General features: G+C 47.0%; 16 protein-coding genes. 9 read left to right on the top strand and 7 right to left on the bottom strand.

Annotation, left to right across the window (positions count from 1 at the left end):
• Window positions 1-163 precede the first annotated feature (163 nt).
• Window positions 164-1,933: a sensor histidine kinase gene (locus L6442_RS15675; RefSeq protein ID WP_212980795.1), complete on the top strand. Its 1,770-nt coding sequence runs from the start codon at window positions 164-166 to the stop codon at window positions 1,931-1,933.
• A complete protein-coding gene (locus tag L6442_RS15670) occupies window positions 1,911-3,188 on the top strand; it encodes a response regulator (protein WP_212980796.1) in 1,278 nt (425 codons plus the stop codon). The genes L6442_RS15675 and L6442_RS15670 overlap by 23 nt, the downstream gene beginning before the upstream one ends.
• A gap of 279 nt (window positions 3,189-3,467) precedes the next feature.
• Here L6442_RS15670 and L6442_RS15665 read toward each other — a convergent pair whose 3' ends face one another.
• Window positions 3,468-4,358 carry an alpha/beta fold hydrolase gene (locus tag L6442_RS15665; protein ID WP_212980797.1) on the bottom strand — a complete coding sequence of 297 codons (891 nt, stop codon included), beginning with the start codon at window positions 4,356-4,358 and terminating at the stop codon, window positions 3,468-3,470.
• A 17-nt stretch (window positions 4,359-4,375) separates the two neighbouring features.
• Window positions 4,376-4,579, bottom strand: coding sequence for a hypothetical protein (locus L6442_RS15660; RefSeq protein WP_237100335.1), 204 nt, complete (start codon window positions 4,577-4,579; stop codon window positions 4,376-4,378).
• Between the two features lie 155 nt (window positions 4,580-4,734).
• On the opposite strand from L6442_RS15660, the gene L6442_RS15655 reads away from it, so the two are divergent.
• The gene (locus tag L6442_RS15655) at window positions 4,735-4,959 is read left to right on the top strand and encodes a hypothetical protein (RefSeq protein WP_237100334.1); all 225 of its coding nucleotides are present in this window, start codon (window positions 4,735-4,737) and stop codon (window positions 4,957-4,959) included.
• A 326-nt stretch (window positions 4,960-5,285) separates the two neighbouring features.
• Here the strand turns inward: L6442_RS15655 and L6442_RS15650 are convergent, their stop codons facing one another.
• On the bottom strand, window positions 5,286-6,572 hold the full coding sequence (locus tag L6442_RS15650; RefSeq protein WP_212980799.1) for a bifunctional DedA family/phosphatase PAP2 family protein: 1,287 nt from the start codon (window positions 6,570-6,572) through the stop codon (window positions 5,286-5,288).
• 407 nt (window positions 6,573-6,979) lie between these two features.
• Here L6442_RS15650 and L6442_RS15645 point away from each other — a divergent pair, with 407 nt between their 5' ends.
• The gene (locus tag L6442_RS15645) at window positions 6,980-8,875 is read left to right on the top strand and encodes an IS1182 family transposase (RefSeq protein ID WP_237100333.1); all 1,896 of its coding nucleotides are present in this window, start codon (window positions 6,980-6,982) and stop codon (window positions 8,873-8,875) included.
• 29 nt (window positions 8,876-8,904) lie between these two features.
• Here the strand turns inward: L6442_RS15645 and L6442_RS15640 are convergent, their stop codons facing one another.
• The 4 genes from L6442_RS15640 to L6442_RS15625 all read right to left on the bottom strand — a co-directional run bounded on the left by L6442_RS15640 (window position 8,905) and on the right by L6442_RS15625 (window position 12,107).
• Entirely contained in the window at window positions 8,905-9,294 is a 390-nt protein-coding gene (locus L6442_RS15640) for a hypothetical protein (RefSeq protein ID WP_194233184.1), read from the bottom strand.
• 234 nt (window positions 9,295-9,528) lie between these two features.
• The gene (locus tag L6442_RS15635) at window positions 9,529-10,545 is read right to left on the bottom strand and encodes an aminoglycoside phosphotransferase family protein (RefSeq protein WP_212977886.1); all 1,017 of its coding nucleotides are present in this window, start codon (window positions 10,543-10,545) and stop codon (window positions 9,529-9,531) included.
• Window positions 10,542-11,615 carry a ribosome small subunit-dependent GTPase A gene (gene rsgA / locus L6442_RS15630; protein WP_212977887.1) on the bottom strand — a complete coding sequence of 358 codons (1,074 nt, stop codon included), beginning with the start codon at window positions 11,613-11,615 and terminating at the stop codon, window positions 10,542-10,544. The genes L6442_RS15635 and rsgA overlap by 4 nt, the downstream gene beginning before the upstream one ends.
• A 150-nt stretch (window positions 11,616-11,765) precedes the next feature.
• Window positions 11,766-12,107, bottom strand: a complete 342-nt coding sequence (locus tag L6442_RS15625) for a hypothetical protein (protein ID WP_212977888.1) — start codon at window positions 12,105-12,107, stop codon at window positions 11,766-11,768.
• Window positions 12,108-12,235: 128 nt separating this feature from the next.
• Between L6442_RS15625 and L6442_RS15620 the strand changes: the two genes are divergently transcribed.
• The 5 genes from L6442_RS15620 (at window position 12,236) to L6442_RS15600 (ending at window position 16,245) form a co-directional block, all read left to right on the top strand.
• Window positions 12,236-12,913 carry a response regulator transcription factor gene (locus L6442_RS15620; RefSeq protein WP_212977889.1) on the top strand — a complete coding sequence of 226 codons (678 nt, stop codon included), beginning with the start codon at window positions 12,236-12,238 and terminating at the stop codon, window positions 12,911-12,913.
• Window positions 12,910-13,932, top strand: a complete 1,023-nt coding sequence (locus tag L6442_RS15615; protein WP_212977890.1) for a sensor histidine kinase — start codon at window positions 12,910-12,912, stop codon at window positions 13,930-13,932. The genes L6442_RS15620 and L6442_RS15615 overlap by 4 nt, the downstream gene beginning before the upstream one ends.
• Window positions 13,933-14,024: 92 nt before the next feature.
• Window positions 14,025-14,738: an ABC transporter ATP-binding protein gene (locus L6442_RS15610; protein ID WP_212977891.1), complete on the top strand. Its 714-nt coding sequence runs from the start codon at window positions 14,025-14,027 to the stop codon at window positions 14,736-14,738.
• Window positions 14,735-15,499: an ABC transporter permease gene (locus L6442_RS15605; RefSeq protein WP_212977892.1), complete on the top strand. Its 765-nt coding sequence runs from the start codon at window positions 14,735-14,737 to the stop codon at window positions 15,497-15,499. The genes L6442_RS15610 and L6442_RS15605 overlap by 4 nt, the downstream gene beginning before the upstream one ends.
• Window positions 15,496-16,245 (top strand): ABC transporter permease, encoded by a 750-nt coding sequence (locus tag L6442_RS15600; RefSeq protein WP_212977893.1) that lies wholly within the window; start codon window positions 15,496-15,498, stop codon window positions 16,243-16,245. Before L6442_RS15605 ends, L6442_RS15600 begins: the two co-directional genes overlap by 4 nt.
• The last annotated feature ends 176 nt before the right edge of the window (window positions 16,246-16,421 follow it).

Here is a 16,421-nt window from a genome sequence, read left to right as displayed (position 1 = left end):
CGGAAGTTTATACTTTTTGATATGTTGAAAAATAAGAGGTCCCTTCCTCTTATTTTGTTTTTTTGTTTGCTCTGATGTCCATAAAATGTTCCCTTTGCCGAAACCGCCTAAAATGTGCAACTATTAAAGAAGACAATATCTAGACGGAGGCGGTGCAACGCAAATGAAGCTGATCGAGAAACTGAAAAATCCTTCGATTTTTTTGAAGCTGTTTCTTACGTTTTTCCTCGTGATCGCACCACTGTACTTGATCACGCTCAGCATTATCAAAAAAGGCTCCGAGGGCATCCGGAACGAAATGACCGAATCGATCAAGGCGCGCACCGACTACTTCATGAACATGCTGGAGCGGGAGATCGACCGGATTTCCGCCTCTATGCCGGAATATGTCGTCGATCAAGACCTGCGGAAGCTGAGCGCGATCGGCAACCAGATCAGCGAATACGAGCGGCTGGAGCTTGTCAACGCCTTACAGAGGCGACTCTACTTGATGAAATACTCGAGCCTGTTCATCGCCGACGCCAAAGCCTACATTCCGCTGATCGGCCGAACCGTCTCCAGCACGAACTACGATGCAAACATCGATCTGCCGGAATTCGAGGCGCTGCAACGACAAAAAAGCGGCGGGCCGCTCATATATTGGGATAATCGGCTGTTCCTCGCCCTCGACTATCCATCGAACGCGAAGCGCAAGCCGATCTTCGTCCTCGGCATCGAGCTTTCGATCAAACAGGTCAACGACATGTTGGCTACCGTCGTTACCCCGGGCGAAGGGAGTGCAGCGCTGATTAATCTGAAGCAGGATTGGTCGGTTTCTAATTATGTTAGCGCTTCCAATGTCGAGGAGTTAAAGCGATTTTTGCAAATCCACCAGGACAAAGGGGATCGGAACGGGATGTCGACGATGTCCATGGACGGCAAGCGAATGATCGTCTCGTACCGTTTTTCGCCGGCGATCAATTCTTATTTGGTCACGTTCACACCCGAAACATACGTGCTGGGCGCTCTGACGACGCTCAAAAAATGGTTCTGGGTCATGTCCGCCGCTTCCGTGTTGATCATCATCCTGTTCTCTTATTCGATCAACAACGTCATTCGTCGACCGATGAACAAACTCGTCCGCACCTTCAATAGAATGGGGGACATGCCGACGTACCCGACTTTGCCGGAGAATCGGAAAGACGAATTCGGGTTTTTATACCGGGGCTTCAACGACATGGTCGAACGCTTGAAAAGCCTGATTCAGGAAGTGTACGAGCAGAAAATTCGCAGCCAACGGTCCGAATTGAAACGGCTGCAATCACAGATCAACCCGCATTTTCTGTACAATTGCTTTTTCGTCCTGTGCCGGCTGATCAAGACGGTTGACACGGAGCGGGCATATCAATTTTGCACATACATGGGGAATTATTTCCAGTATGTGACACGTGATCGGGTCGATGAAATTCCGCTCGCGCTCGAGATCAAGCACGCCCAAACCTACCTCGATATCCAGTCTGTCTGTGTCGGGGAGCGGGTTCGGGTCGAATTCGAGGTTCCCGACTGGCTGGACGAAGGCGGAACGGTCATCCGTCTCGTGCTACAGCCGATTATCGAGAACGCATATAAGCATGTATTCGAGAAGCAGGAGCATAAAGGCTTTCTATGGATTCATATGGAGAAGGATGGAGACGTTTTGTTCGTGCACGTGGAGGATAACGGGAGCATGCTGGACGACTGGACGATCGAGCGCTTGAACGGCTGGCTGGGACAGGGCGAAGACGAACTTGGGGAATCAAATGGCATCACGAACGTTCACCGGCGCATACAGCTGCGGTACGGGGAAGACTGCGGCATCGTGTTCGACCGCTCGCTGCTTGGCGGGCTGCACGTGCAAATTAAACTAAGGCCATGGTATGAGGAGGATGCCGATGTACCGGTTACTGATCGTTGACGACATGCCGATCGTGGCGGACGGGCTTGAGGGACTGCTGCGGGGAGCAGTTCATCTGAACGTCGAACTGTATAAGGCGTGTTCCGGCTCGACGGCGCTTGATATTTTGCGGAGCAAGCGGATCGACATCGTGCTGAGCGACATAAGGATGCCCGGTATGGAAGGGATCGACTTGCTGAAGGAGATACGGCTCCACTGGCCGCATTGCAAAGTCGTCTTCCTAACGGCATACGACGATTTCGAATATGTCCGCAGCGCGATGTCGCTGGGCGGGTTTGAATATATTCTCAAGGTCGAGGACGACCGAAAAATCATCCGGACGATCGAAAGGGCGATCAATAGCCTGAATGAAGAAAACGTGGCCAGAAGCTTGATTCAGCAAGCGTACCGGGAACTGCTGGATGCCGACGGAGGGGGCGCCATGCGTGACGTGCCGTTCGGGTCGGAAGCTGTCCGCGGCACGCTTCGCGAGCTGGGGCTTGCGGCCGAGCGAAAGCAAGCCGGCTCCACGGAACCGATAGCGGAGGAAACGTCTGGACAGGCGGGCAAAGCCTATTTTCAGTTGCATAAAGTTCGCTTGCTGGGCGACTACTTGGAGAGCGGGCGCGAAGCCGAGTTCGATAAGCTGTTCGGCGAGCTGAGCACGTTCCTGCTCGGCGACGAGACAGGGTATATGCACAAGCTCGAATGCTTGCATGCGCTCAACGTCGTTTACGTCCCGAGCCTGGCGGCTTGCGGGCTGCAGAACGAGTTGACCCTACTACGGGCGCTGTACAAGCGCATCCAGTCTGGCGAGGAAAGCTCGTGGAGGACGATCGAGGGCCGCTTTCGGGACTTAGCCGCGTCGATTTTCGAGTTCAAGCGGAGCGCGATGAACGTGAATGCGCATGATTTTATCGACAAAGTCCATGCGTATATCGAAACGCATCTAGCGGATGATTTGTCCTTGGCCACACTGGCGGCGCACGTCAATTTCAATCCGTCCTACTTCTCCCGATTCTATAAGCAGACGACGGGAGAAGCGTTGTCGGACTACATCGCGGACATTCGGAACGCAAAGGCGAAGGAACTGCTGCAGCGGCCCGCGATGAAAATTCAGGATATCGCAGAGAAGACGGGCTATCATTCCAGTATGGCGTTTATTCGCTTTTTCAAAAAGCAGAACGGCATTACGCCCGAGGAGTACAGGCGGCGGAGCCTGATCGGTTCCCGCCGTAAGGAATACAATGCGGGCGTGGATGAACTGCGTCCTTAAATCTGGAACACTAGCACCCGAAGGAGATCGAGTCACGGAAAGAGCGCTGCCTACCCTGTTGACGTTCTAAAAGTATATGATCGCTGGACATGTAGACTGGAACCAATCTAAACCGGCGCTTATTCGATCGTTTCCACATATACGTTCAAATGGAGCTGCTTTAACAACCGTTCCAAGAGCACCGCCGCTTCCAACCCCAAGAGCGCAAATGGATCAGCGCTGCGCCCCTAGGCCTGGGCACCGCGGGACTCCGGCTGGTTGCTATTCAGAAAGCGCGTGTCAATTGCGACGAGCCGTTCGCTCTATGCCATCAGCGGTTACTTTATACAGTTGGTGCGGCAGGTCGTGTCCCATGCCGTCAATCAACATTAGCTCGGCGCCCGGGATGGCAGAAGCCGTGTCCTCGCCACATGCTGGGACGAACAGGGGATCGTCCGCCCCATGAATGACAAGAGCTGGTACTTTAATGGTCGCCAGCCGTGGACGACGATCACCGGAGACAGCGATCGCAGCAATTTGTCGCCCGATACTGCCTGGATCGTAGGCTCGCTGGACTTCCTCCAGAATGAGCGTACGATAAGCGTCTTCTTCAAACGGATAGCCAGTGCCGGCGATACGTTTGGCAAAAGAGAGACTGTGCGCCAAAAATCCAGCTTCATCCTCAAAGGGGTTCGGCGCCGGTGTAGTCATCATCGCCATGATTTCCTGGGAAGCTTGCGGAAGGGCGGGATTACCGGAACTAGACATAATGGAGGTGAGTGATAACACCCGTTCAGGGTAACCACTGGCTGCAATCTGGGCGATCATTCCGCCCATCGACCTGCCAACGAAATGTGCCCGGTCAATTGAAAGGGCGTCGAGCAGTCCGATAGCGTCGGCTGCCATGTCATCGAGAGTGTAAGGGATGTCCGGTCGCTTTCCCGACATGAGAGCAGTTGCCAGTGCGTCAAAATCCAGCGCCGGATAATGGCTAAAATGTGTCGAGCAACCTACGTCCCGATTGTCAAAGCGAATTACGCGAAAGCCCCGCGCTGCTAATATCCGACAAAATGGACCCGTCCATCGAATCATCTGGGTTCCAAGACCGGCGATTAGGATAATAGCCTCGTCAGTTTCGTTACCGAAACTGTCATAGGCCAATTCAACACCGTTAACTTTCAGAATGTTCATGGTATTTTCTCCTTTAATTAATTCGGTTTCGGAAGTTCTGCCATAGGCAGAAGGCGTGAATCTTCTATCGCTGCAGTCCGGTGACCGATACCGGCCAGGTAGTCTTGATGACTTGAAAAAGCTAGAAATGACTGCGCGCTGCACTGGCGGACAAGCATGACAAGATCCCATTTCTCGTCCTCGGGTCCGATAAGAAACTCTCCGCCATCGCCAAGAAACACGATTTCACCTCCGCTTTCACGGAGAAATGGGAGGGTGTGCTCAATATAGTGGTTGAATGCTTCGGCACCGCTAATTGGGACTTCCGGTGTTAGTTCAGGATTGGCTGTATATCAAATGGAACGCACCCAGCTACCGCTATCAAGGTGAGGACCGCGTGACATTCAATTTGCGGGGGAAAGACGGATTTCTACTCGTGTTTCACTGCGGAGCGAAAGTGAAGGAACGGGCGGGCAACGAGCCTTTGATTGACGATACGACAGGTTTGCTGAAATGGGCCGCCGCCGACCGCGCAACGGTTAAGCTGAAAAATATGGCGGATGTGATAGCCAAGAAGGAGCAGCTTGCCGAAGTGATCCGCAAGTGGCTGGAAGTACGCTGATTCCCGTGCATGCAACGAGATACAACCGCGTCTGACGGATGCGGTTTTTTTGTCATAAGCGGCGAGTAAGAAATTTTCGGAATGGACTATCAAGTATGGATAAGGAAACGGAGGTCTGGCTAATGCTACGAATATTTTTGGTTGAGGACGATAAGGCAATCGCTAAAAACCTTAAGCTCCCGAAACAAATGGCAAGCCGAAGATGGAACAGGGGCAAAACGTAAGCATTACGTTTGTCGAGATCGTGCCGTCTGATACACTCCCGATCCTGGGCAACTCCGGGTCGAAGAATCCCTCGCAATCAGTGGCTAAATCCCAACGAATTGTTATTTCGCATCTTTTTTAAGTATCCGAAAAACTTCTAATTGAATGATATTTAGGCTCAGCCACGCCCCACCAAATACATAACCAGAAACAACATCACTTGGATACTGTATGTTAAAGTAGACGCGACTTATGCCTACAAGCAAACATAGGAAAACAACAAAGAATATTGCTACTGCCCGAATTAAAGCATTGCCGTAATGCCGAATTAATAAATAAGCTGCAAATCCGCATACCGTCATAGATATTAACGTTTGCTCGCTTGGAAAGGTATAAGGCGAATTAGAGCCAATGGAGGCAGGTCCAATGCGATGAAACAGCAAACGGAGTCCTTCATCCAGCGCTTCTCCACCTACTATCACCCATGCGAAGGATGTTAATTCCAGCAAACGATCTTTCCCCCTAAACAAAATCCACAGACTTGTTATGATGATTATTGGTACAAACACGTAGTAGGTTCCTAAAAGGGTGAAATAATTCATCCATGCGCCCCAGCTTGGACCAAATATACTGTGAATGATGAAAGTAGTGATTTCATCAAACTCGCTAAACTCCTTCGCTAAATAATCCTGAATTAAACCGATCATGAGAGAAATACAGGTAACAAATAAAGTGAACATGGCCAGAATAAAAAAGCGAATTTTACCTAAGGATTGAAATCGTAGAAGTCCCTTTTCCAAGGCATTTATCAATTTTCTTGTTAACGACTCTTTATACTTCCGATACAGATAGAAAACGATAACGACGCCTGCCGCGATAAATCCGGCAATAAGCATATACCTGCTAAATTTATGATGATACAGCTCCCATTTTGGACCCAGCACTTTACCGAAGGAGATAAAGGTAGTAGTCCAGAAGAAAGCGCCGCTATAAGCAAAAAGAGCATATTTTCGAAACGAAATACGTGTCACACCGGAAAAATAACCCGTGATATGGCGAACTCCAGGAATGAAAAAGGCAATGAATATTAACTTGTTTCCGTACTTTTGAAACCAGTGTGAAACTTTATGAAGTTTATCCGTTCCCAAATGAATGTATGAGCCATATTTTTCGAAAAATGGAGTACCTAATCGCGAACCGATCCAATAGGCTAGTGTCATTCCGAATATAGCACCAAGACCAGAAGATAAAATGGAGAAGAACCAACTCAACTTCCCTTGAAAAACAAGAAGACCCGCATAACTCATTAGTATTTCTCCCGGAAGCGGTAAGGCAAGCATTTCAAGAAAGAGGCCAACAAAAAGAATAAGGTATCCGTAATGCTCTAACCAGTTGACTAAATGTCCCACAATTAGATTCCTCCTGTTTGAAAGAATACCGTCCAGTAATTAATCATTTTCACCTATTTCGGTTTTCTTATCCCCATAAATGAGTTGCATCGTGAAAATAAATCATCCGCTACAGCAAATAACAACAGAAAGGGAGCCTTTAATCAAGCTTGGACTGTTTTCTAACCGATTTATAATGCTATGGGTATCATCGGCAGTTGTTTTTCTCATTTTCCGAAGTGCTAATGCGCCTTTGGCGAGAAATCAATTAGATCATTGCGAGATCAAATTAGCTCAATTCACAGACCAAGTATACCAATCTGAAGGAAAAATTGAGGGTGAAATACTTCATGGTGACTTGAATTAAACGAACATAAAAACGGGGCTGTCCAGAAAGTCAGTAAAAGCTGATGCTGGACGCCCCGTTTTTGTTGGATGTTAAAAAAAGGAACAAAAAAAACGCCAATTCTTGTAGAATGGAAGTTACCACACAACCAACTCAGGAAAGGGCGATTTTTTTGCGTAATCTAACGACTACTACCGAACAGTATACCATGCAAGTGACACTTCCTCTAGAGGATGTGGAAGAAAAAGTGATACCTAAACGAAATCTTGCCCCTACCTTCAAGCCGTACGATAACAAGCAAGCTCAGATGATTCTGAATTTGGAACTATTCATTCCTGACCACCATGTGGCACATGTCATTGATGAAATGATCGAATCCATTCCAGATCAGCAACTGTTTGCCCACTACACAGGCGGAGGCCGCAGTCCCTACCATCCCAAAATGATGCTCAAGGTGATCCTTTACGGTTACTCGCAAAAGGTTTACTCTTGCCGAGGCATTGAAAAGCTGCTGCAAGAGAACCTCCCGGCGATGTGGCTGGCGGCGATGCAACAGCCCGACTTCCGTACCTTGAACGACTTCCGTGGCGTGCGTATGAAAGCATTTATGGACGAGCTGTTTGAAACAATGATCCAAAAGCTCATCGCAGACAATTACATCACGATGGAGAACTACTTTTTAGACGGCACGAAGATCGAAGCTGATGCTAACAAGTATTCTTTTGTGTGGAAAAAATCCACCCTTCACTTTGAAGAGAAGCTCAAGGAAAAGGTACAGGCGACCCTTGCGCATATTCATACGCTCACACAGCAAGAAGCCGACGAATACGCGGCGGCAGCCCCGGATGAACTTCCTGTAAGACTCGAAGAAGCAGCCGCCCTACTGGAAGAAAAAGTGGAGGATTTCACCGAACAAATGGCTCAGGCAAACGACAGCGGAGCGAGAAAAGCCTTACGCAAAGAGCGCAGTGCCCTGAAGCAGCCACTGAAACAAATTTGGGAGGACTTTCTTCCGCGGCTCGCCAAGTATGAGCAGCAGAAAGCCTGCTTTGGCAATCGCAACAGCTACTCCAAAACTGATCCAGATGCCACGTTTATGCGGATGAAGGAAGACCACATGAAGAATGGTCAACTGAAACCGGGTTACAATGTGCAAATAGCGACAGAAAACCAGTTCATTTTGTTTTACAGCCTTCATCAGCGACCTACAGATACACGTTGCTTCATCCCCCATATGGAGCGATTGGCTGCGTCTGCTTTGCCGATGCCGAAAACGGTGATTGCCGATGCAGGCTATGGCAGCGAGGAAAATTACTTGTATGCGGTGGGCGAAGAAAAAGAGCCTCGTTTTGATTTTCTCATTCCTTACGGCAGTTATATGAAAGAGAAAGCGCGTCGCTACAAGAAGGACATCCGACATGCCTCCAATTGGACGTATGAAGAGCAAGATGACCGATTTATTTGCCCGAATGGCCAGTACGTTCGCTTTAAGAAATACCAAATGAAGAAAAACGCGTCTGGCCTGGAGCAAAGCTTTAAGATTTATGAATGTGAAGATTGCAGTGATTGTCCACTCAAGGCAAGCTGCACCAAGGCCAAGGGGAACCGCCAGGTACACTGGAATACAATCTGGGAAGAGTTAAAAGCAAAGGCCAAGAAAGCCCTTGAGGATGACGAGAGATCTGCGATCTATGCTCGGCGTAAAGTCGAGGTAGAAAGCGTATTCGGTCACATCAAGGGCAATCGCTCGTTCCGTCGCTTCTCCTTGCGAGGGATGGAGAAGGTTCACACCGAATTTGGGATTGTGGCTTTGGCCCACAATCTACTGAAGGTGGCGGGCATCCGCTCAGCCACTTTCCTGCAAAAGCGACAGAACAAAAAAAGTTGGACGGAAAACATGACGTTTTCCCGTCCAACTTTTTATTTTGGGGACTTATTGGACAGCCCCTTCGCAAATATCTGTATCATGGATGATTAAATCAAAAATGATCGCTTTTCATTGGAGGCTTAAAATGGCTTTCTTATTACTTTGATGATGCGTGCACCGCCTCGGATAAGCTTATTTGCTTCGTCACGGTTTATTCTTACTAAAACAGAAACGTCTGTCGAGTTTTCAACGTCAAAGACTGAAAAAATCCGATTATTAGCAAACAATACGCCTTTCAACTCAACTTTCTTTCCAGCACTCGGTTTTGGAGGCGTATCTCGAAAGATGGTCCGCATCACGCCTGCACGAATGAGGCTCGCAGCTTGTTTGGCAGTCGTTCGGACGGCAAATACCGGGTCAATTTCAACCCCAGGTGCCTTAGCCTCCACTTCAACAATTAGGAAAAATTGGTTGCCGATCTTTGCAATACTATTCGCTCCAATAGTTATCGGCTGTACAGTTTTCGCCATTCACGTCACCTCCCTAGGGGCATTATATGGAGGGTGAAATGTAATCGACAGCGATAATCGCCTCAGACTTCGATTTTTGGATGCATGCCCAATCCCACTTTCGATTCGCCGACTGGAGTGCCTCACGTCGTTCTACGACATCACCAGCAAGCCGCCGGCGACGATCGAATGGGAGTAATGAAAGAATTCCGAAAACCCACTACATTCAAGGGTTTTCGGAATTCTTTTTTAGAGTCAACCCTGCGCAGGGCTGTTCTTCATTTCATAGATTTTTTGGAGCGTATGGACATGCTTCGTCTTCTCATCATCGTCCTCTGTGTGGAGATACCACTCCACAAGCCTGTACCCGAATACGAGAAGAATCATCTCGTAGACGCAATCATCGGCGATTGGGGATACATCCGCATACTCCGAAAAGCCTTTGTAATACGCGGGGACACATCGCTGGTAGTATTCGACCATGTGATCGACATCCGCTTCATCCGCAATCAGGCTTGCGAGATCTTCGCCCAGGTAGCCCCATCCGGATGTATCCCAGTCGATGATCGCGATTTTTCCGTCGGCATAGATCAGGTTGGTCACCCAGAAGTCCCGGTGGCATAGCACGAGGGGCAATTTTTCGATGCGGGCGAGTATCTCGTCTGCGTGCTCATCGATGTCGATGAGCATTTGCCGCACGTGCTGCGGGAATTCGCAGTCCTCCGAGCGTATATAATCGTAGACGACCGGCCATGAGCGGTAATGCAGATACGTATTCTTCATGAGATCCGCATGGCTCAGGTTGTTCAGGCTCTGCAGCACATCGGGCTGCTCCGCATACAGTTTGCCTTGATAGCGTCCTAACTCCAGCGCGGCCTGTTCATACATGTCACCGGTCAAGTCTAAACCGGTTACGCCATCGATATATTCCAGCCACAGCTCGAATTCTGTTTCTTCGGCATTGATCTCGGCGTGATAACATGTCGGCCAGCGGAAGGTATCCGAGAACGTCGCTTCCAAGTCAGACGCATAGAGATCATATTCCCGTCGCCATGAACCCGGATCGCCGTAACGCTCCCATTTCTTCTGGATTTTCAGCACGATGCGGTACGGCAATTTGTCGCCATCCGCGGTTTCGGCGATCCCCGTTACCAGTTGCACATTTCCCACAGTTCCGCCCTGTAACGGCATGGTTTGATAGTCTGCCGAGATGATATCCTTCTTGAATCGTCGGCTTAAGGCATTGATCAGCGTTTCGAATTTAATATTCATTTCTTCCATCCTCCGTTTTTCTTCGTTTGCTTGCTCCACATGGCGATCGTCTTGTTTCGAGCCCTCTTGTCGATAAGGTAGCTCGTTTTATCCTGGACATACTTGTTCTCATGCTGCTGGGCAACATAATGCTCCCAGCGTTCACGCGGCAACGAACCGTCGGCAAGTGCGGCAAGAATGGCACAGCCCGGCTCGGCTTGATGGCGGCAATCCGTAAATCGGCATTGCAGGAACCATTCCTCCACATCGGTAAAGCTTGCACGTATGCCTTCGTCGGCATCAAAAAGCCCAAGCTCACGCATTCCCGGCGTATCGATGACCATCGCACCGGAGGGGAGCATGAACAGTTGACGGTGCGTTGTCGTATGCCGCCCCCGGCTGTCGACCTCCCGGATCGCCTGAACCTTCATTACGTCCTGTTCTATCAACGCATTTAGCAGAGACGATTTACCGACGCCGGACATGCCGAGAAAGACGACTGTTTTACCAGGCATCAAGTAGGGAGCGAGTTCGTTCATCCCTAGGCCCGTATGACTGCAGATCGCGTGAACCGGCACATCAGGGATGCTTTGCGTGACTTCTGCGAGCGTGAGATTATAATCTGGGGCGAGATCAGCCTTGGTCAGAATGATGACCGGCTGGCCGCCACTCTGCCTGGCTTGTGTCAGATACCGCATGATGCGGGTAATGTTGAAATCCCAATTCAGAGAAGAAAGGATGAACACATAGTCAAAGTTGGTTGCAACGACCTGTTCCCGCACGGTTTTGGCATAGCCTGCCGCATGCCCTGAGTAATCCGCGCGTGAAAACTTGGAGCGGCGGGGCAGTACCCTAACGATGAGAGAATCTCCGCTCTCGTTGTAGTGCAGTAATACAAAATCACCGACGCACGGAAAGTCTACGCGCGTTTCCGCGCTGTGATAGAAGGCTCCTTTGAGCACAGCCGCTACTTCGCCGCGCTCGGTCATGACCGTGAAGCGCTCACGCCGAAGCTCCGTCACCCTGCCAGGCAATAATCCGCCTTGAATTGCTTCTATTTCTGTGTAGCCATAGGTTTTCAAATCCATCATGGTTTTTTGTTAGCTCCTTTAATGTTGTTTTTTGGACGCAAAAATGCCGCGGACAAGCAGCCTCTAAAGAAGCTGCTGTCGCGCGGCATCAGGACGCAAAAAAAGATACGACCTTCATCGTATCCTGCAAACAGCAATATTCACGAAAGGTTACTTTGGATGGCATACCAAATAATACGGGCGTTTTCCCGCTTTTTTTCGCGTATGCCTGCTATTCAGTTTTAAGACCAAACCACCATATAAGTAGTTGCCATTAAAACACATCTCCCTTCGTGTCAGGAACTTGCTTATCACTAAGCTGTCTATAAAATAACCTATTTTGGTAAATAAATCAATACTGGACAGGAAGATTGTGTCAGCCAGCTCCATCGAGTCTGCCGTTGATAAAGAGAACTCGCGAGCATCAAAAGCCATCGTGAGTGCTTCCTCAAGTTGTTTGAAGGAAAAGGCGTCGATGCCGTCCTGTTCTTCGAACGACTCGGAAAGAGCCAATCAGTTAGACGTGCCTCTTTTTTATGAAACTCTATTAACGAACGATAAAACTGTCTTAACTGGAAACCATTTTTTAGATTATGTTAATCTGTCTAATAGTGAACTCAATTTAGAGAGAGGGAAGTTACTTGAAAAGAAACGTATTATATATTGAAGATAATGAGAAAATAGGCAGCCTGCTAAAAGAAGAATTGGAACAGCGAGGATTTTCAGTTCAGTGGCTGCTTTCTGGTGAAGGAGCCGAAACAGAAGTACATCAGCATGAAATCGTTATTTTGGATATCATGTTACCCGGTTTAGACGGATTTACAGTGGGAAAACGATTAAAAAAGGCAGCTCCTGCTGTTCCTATATTGCTGTTATCTGCCCGAACATCGATAAATGATAAGGTAGATGGTTTACAATTTGCTGATGACTATTTAACGAAACCATTCCATACGGATGAATTGGTTGCAAGATTAGAAGTATTAATCCGTCGAAGTGGTGGAACACAATCCGAACGCATTTCATTAGGAGATCATATTGAAGTAGATCCGGAAGTCCAAATGGTATATGACAAACGCACGGGAGAAGAAATTATATTGACAGGGAAACAACATCAAATTTTAATGTACTTCTTACGGCACCCTAATCAAGTTTTACCAAAAGAACAAATTTATGAAGCTATTTGGGAAGAAGCTTATATAACGGGTGATAAAACATTAATGGTGCATATCCATCGACTGCGTCAAAAGCTGGAACGTCATCCAGATTCCCCAGAGATTATTGAAACGCTGAAGGGAATAGGCTATCGGGTGAAACTATGAAACAGAACAGATCATTATTTCGTCGTTTTCTAAAAGGACATTTTCTATTTATCTTTCTTCCGCCCATTGTGCTTATTTTCTTGAGTGCGTTTGTTGGGTTTTCTATCAATGGAGATTCTATCAATAGTGAAGATCTAAATACGTTACATCTATTTTACGTTACCTTGCTATTGTTTGGTTTTATTATTGTCGCATTTGTTATATTATCTTGGCTGTTCTTCTTGAGACTTCGTAAACGTCTTACACGCTTACAGGAAGTCATGTCATTTTCAGCTAAAAATAACTCATATCCTAAACCTATATCTGTTCAAACGGATCGTATGGATGAGATAGACCAGTTAGGAAGTTCTTTTAATTGGATGATTCAGCAGCTTGAAGACAGTCGCAAGCGAGAATATGAAGAGGAATTATTACGACATCGTCTCATTGCGAATCTATCTCACGACTTACGAACGCCACTTACCATTTTGAGAGGACATATCACCAGATTAAATAAAGAATCAATGAGTTTAGAAGGACAAAACTCATTAACAGAGATGAACCATACGATTACAAGAGTCGGAGAGCTAATGGATGACTTACTTTCCTATACATTGCTTACATCAGGGAAACATCCTTTTCATCCCGCTTCAACAGATATTGGACGTTTAGTAAGAGCGTCTGTTGCTGCGTGGTATCCTGTATTTGAAGAAAAAGAAATTCAGCTCGATGTTGATTTACCGACAGAGGAGACTTTTTATTGGGAAGCAGATCCTAAATGGATGTCACGGGTTCTGGATAATTTATTTCAGAATATTGTTCGCCATGCAGCAGAGGGGAAATATGCAAACATTGTGGTTGATGTAGAAAAAGAACAGATCATTGTTGCAGACAGAGGCCCAGGTATGGATAACTCTTCCTCTGAGCGTGGGGCGGGGATTGGTTTGTCGACATCAAATTTTATGTTGAAAAAAATGAAGCTGAAAGCTGACTTTACATCTAATGAAAATGGCACGAGAGTAGCTATTGGTAGAGCTTAACCTAAAGTTAACCCAGAAGTAAACAGGTTGATAACCGAGATGTAACTTTGCTTCTTTATAATGAGAACCATAACAGAAAGGAAGTGTTATGGTTGCTTACCATTCATAACTTAGTCAAACATCGCGGAACTGGGGAAATCTTATCAGGCATCAGTTTTCAAGCTAGACCGGGAAGAGTAACTGGTTTTTTAGGTCCAAATGGGGCAGGTAAAAGTTCTACGCTTCGCATCCTGCTTGGATTAGATCGTGCCACCTCGGGGAGTGCACTAATTAATGGAAAGCCATTCGCAGAATTACATAATCCTCTAGCAACAATAGGTGCCGCACTTGATGGATTTGGAGCTCATCGTATGCGAACAGGGCGGGCACATTTACGTTGGATTGCTCGTGCCGCAGGATTGCCTCGCTCACGTGTAGAGGAAGTTCTAGAAATGGTAGGTCTTACGAATGCAGCTGGCAAAAGAGTTGGAAGTTATTCCCTCGGTATGGGGAGAAGACTTGGAATGGCAGCTGCACTACTTGGTGATCCCGAAATATTGGTCTTGGATGAACCCGTAAATGGGCTCGACCCACAAGGAATTCGCTGGATTCGGACATTTTTACGTGAACGTGCTGCGTCTGGTAACACGGTGTTGCTATCCAGTCATCTCATGGGAGAGCTTGCAGAGACGGTTGATGATGTGGTGATTATTAACCATGGAAAAATCGTTGCAGATGGAACATTGGAAGAAATAATAGGTAACCATTCTACGCTGGAGGAAGCCTTTTTTGCCCTGACATCTGAACATGCAGGTGATGTTGTATGAGAGCATTCAACGCGGAACTATCTAAATTGTTCTCCCTGCCGGGCATTTGGCTTGCCTTTCTTATTGGAGCATTTGCCCCAGCGGTCATTGCAGCCTTGGTCATTACACAACAAAAAGCGGAGATTATAGCTACAGGGTTATCGGAAGCCGGCTATGATGGATTAGGTTTTGGCGTGCAAGGTGTCATTATTCTTGGTGTGCTTGCTGTCAGCAGCGAGTATTTGACAGAGAGCAGTGAATCTGGTGGAGGGCGACAGATTACAACAAGTTTAACTGTTGTTTCATCAAGGCTTCATTTTTTGCTGGCAAAAGCAGGCGCTGTGACCGTGATCAGCATACTGCTTTGTATTATTGCTATGATGACAACTGCGTCAGCAACGCAGCTTATTCTTGGTGAATACGCCCCTGTATTTTTTGAATGGTCTAGACTTATCGGCGTGGTTTGTTACTGGACATTCAATGCTCTTTTAGCATTTGGGATGACTGTTCTAATGAAGAATGGCATTATCCCGCTTGCTGTGCTCATCATAAATTCATCCGTTGTATCATTTAGTGTCCTGCTTTCTAAGGTTACAAAGTTGGCGTTTTACTTACCAGATCGGGCTGGTCTTGAAATGTTTATGTTTTTTAACGACAGATCTCACGGCATATTCGACAAATTTTACACCCCATTCACAGGCGGTTTAGTCATGTTTGCCTGGGTAGTCGTTCTTTTCATTGCTGCAGCTATTGTATTCCATAGGAGGGACGTTGCATCATGAGTGTCTCTTCGAGTAGAAAGATAACCCAAATCCTTGGTGCTGAACTGGAAAAATTAGTTACATTACCATTGATATGGCGCACTCTTATTGGTACATTCATTCTTAATTTAGTTTTAGCCGCAGCTTTTACTTCGGCTGGTCTGCAAGGGGCAGCAGGAACGCAAAATATACTGAATATAGGACTTGCTTCTATGGGATATCTTCAAGCAGGGTTCATTATTCTTGGTGTTTCAGCTACTTGTTCGGAGTATACTGGCGGACAGATTCGAACTACTTTAACTGCGATACCCTGGCGTGGGATTCAATTATCCGCGAAGCATTTGGCATTGGCAGCGATAACCATTCCAGCGGCTTTTATTATTGCTGCATCAGGTGTACTTTATACTTTTATTAGGTTGAGAGACACAGCGGTAGGGTTTGAAATAGACATAATGATAAAAACATTAGTAGGTGCAACAGGCTATCTAACATTAACTACACTTCTTAGTGCAGCTATTGGTGCTTTATTAAGACGAACCACTCCTGCTTTAGTGATACTGCTTGGTTATTATTACATTGTCAGTCCATTGACGAGAGATTTTCTACCTAAATATTTGCCGGATACGGCAGGATCTTATATGTATATGCCGCCTTCCTCTGATGAAATCAATGTCCTTACACCAATGCAAGGGACAGGCATTTCAATGTTATGGACACTGATCTTTATTACAGCAGCTATTGTATTTTACCGTAAACGAGATGCTTAAGTTTAGGATTTATCATTTTGACAAAATAAGGAAATGAATTTGCCCCTCTGGAAAAGGATTGCCTTAAACCGATTTATGAAGAGCAAAAGCGAAGAACTTTTGAGTTTGGAGTCAGCATAACTGATGAATTGTTGAAAAAATACCATTTAGGTCTATGGAATCTATGAGGTGTTCAA

It is taken from the genome of Paenibacillus azoreducens (assembly GCF_021654775.1).
In the GTDB taxonomy this organism is placed as follows: Bacteria; Bacillota; Bacilli; order Paenibacillales; family Paenibacillaceae; genus Paenibacillus_AQ; species Paenibacillus_AQ azoreducens.
Note: the sequence above shows the minus strand (reverse complement) of the source record. Positions and strands in the feature narration are given on the sequence as shown.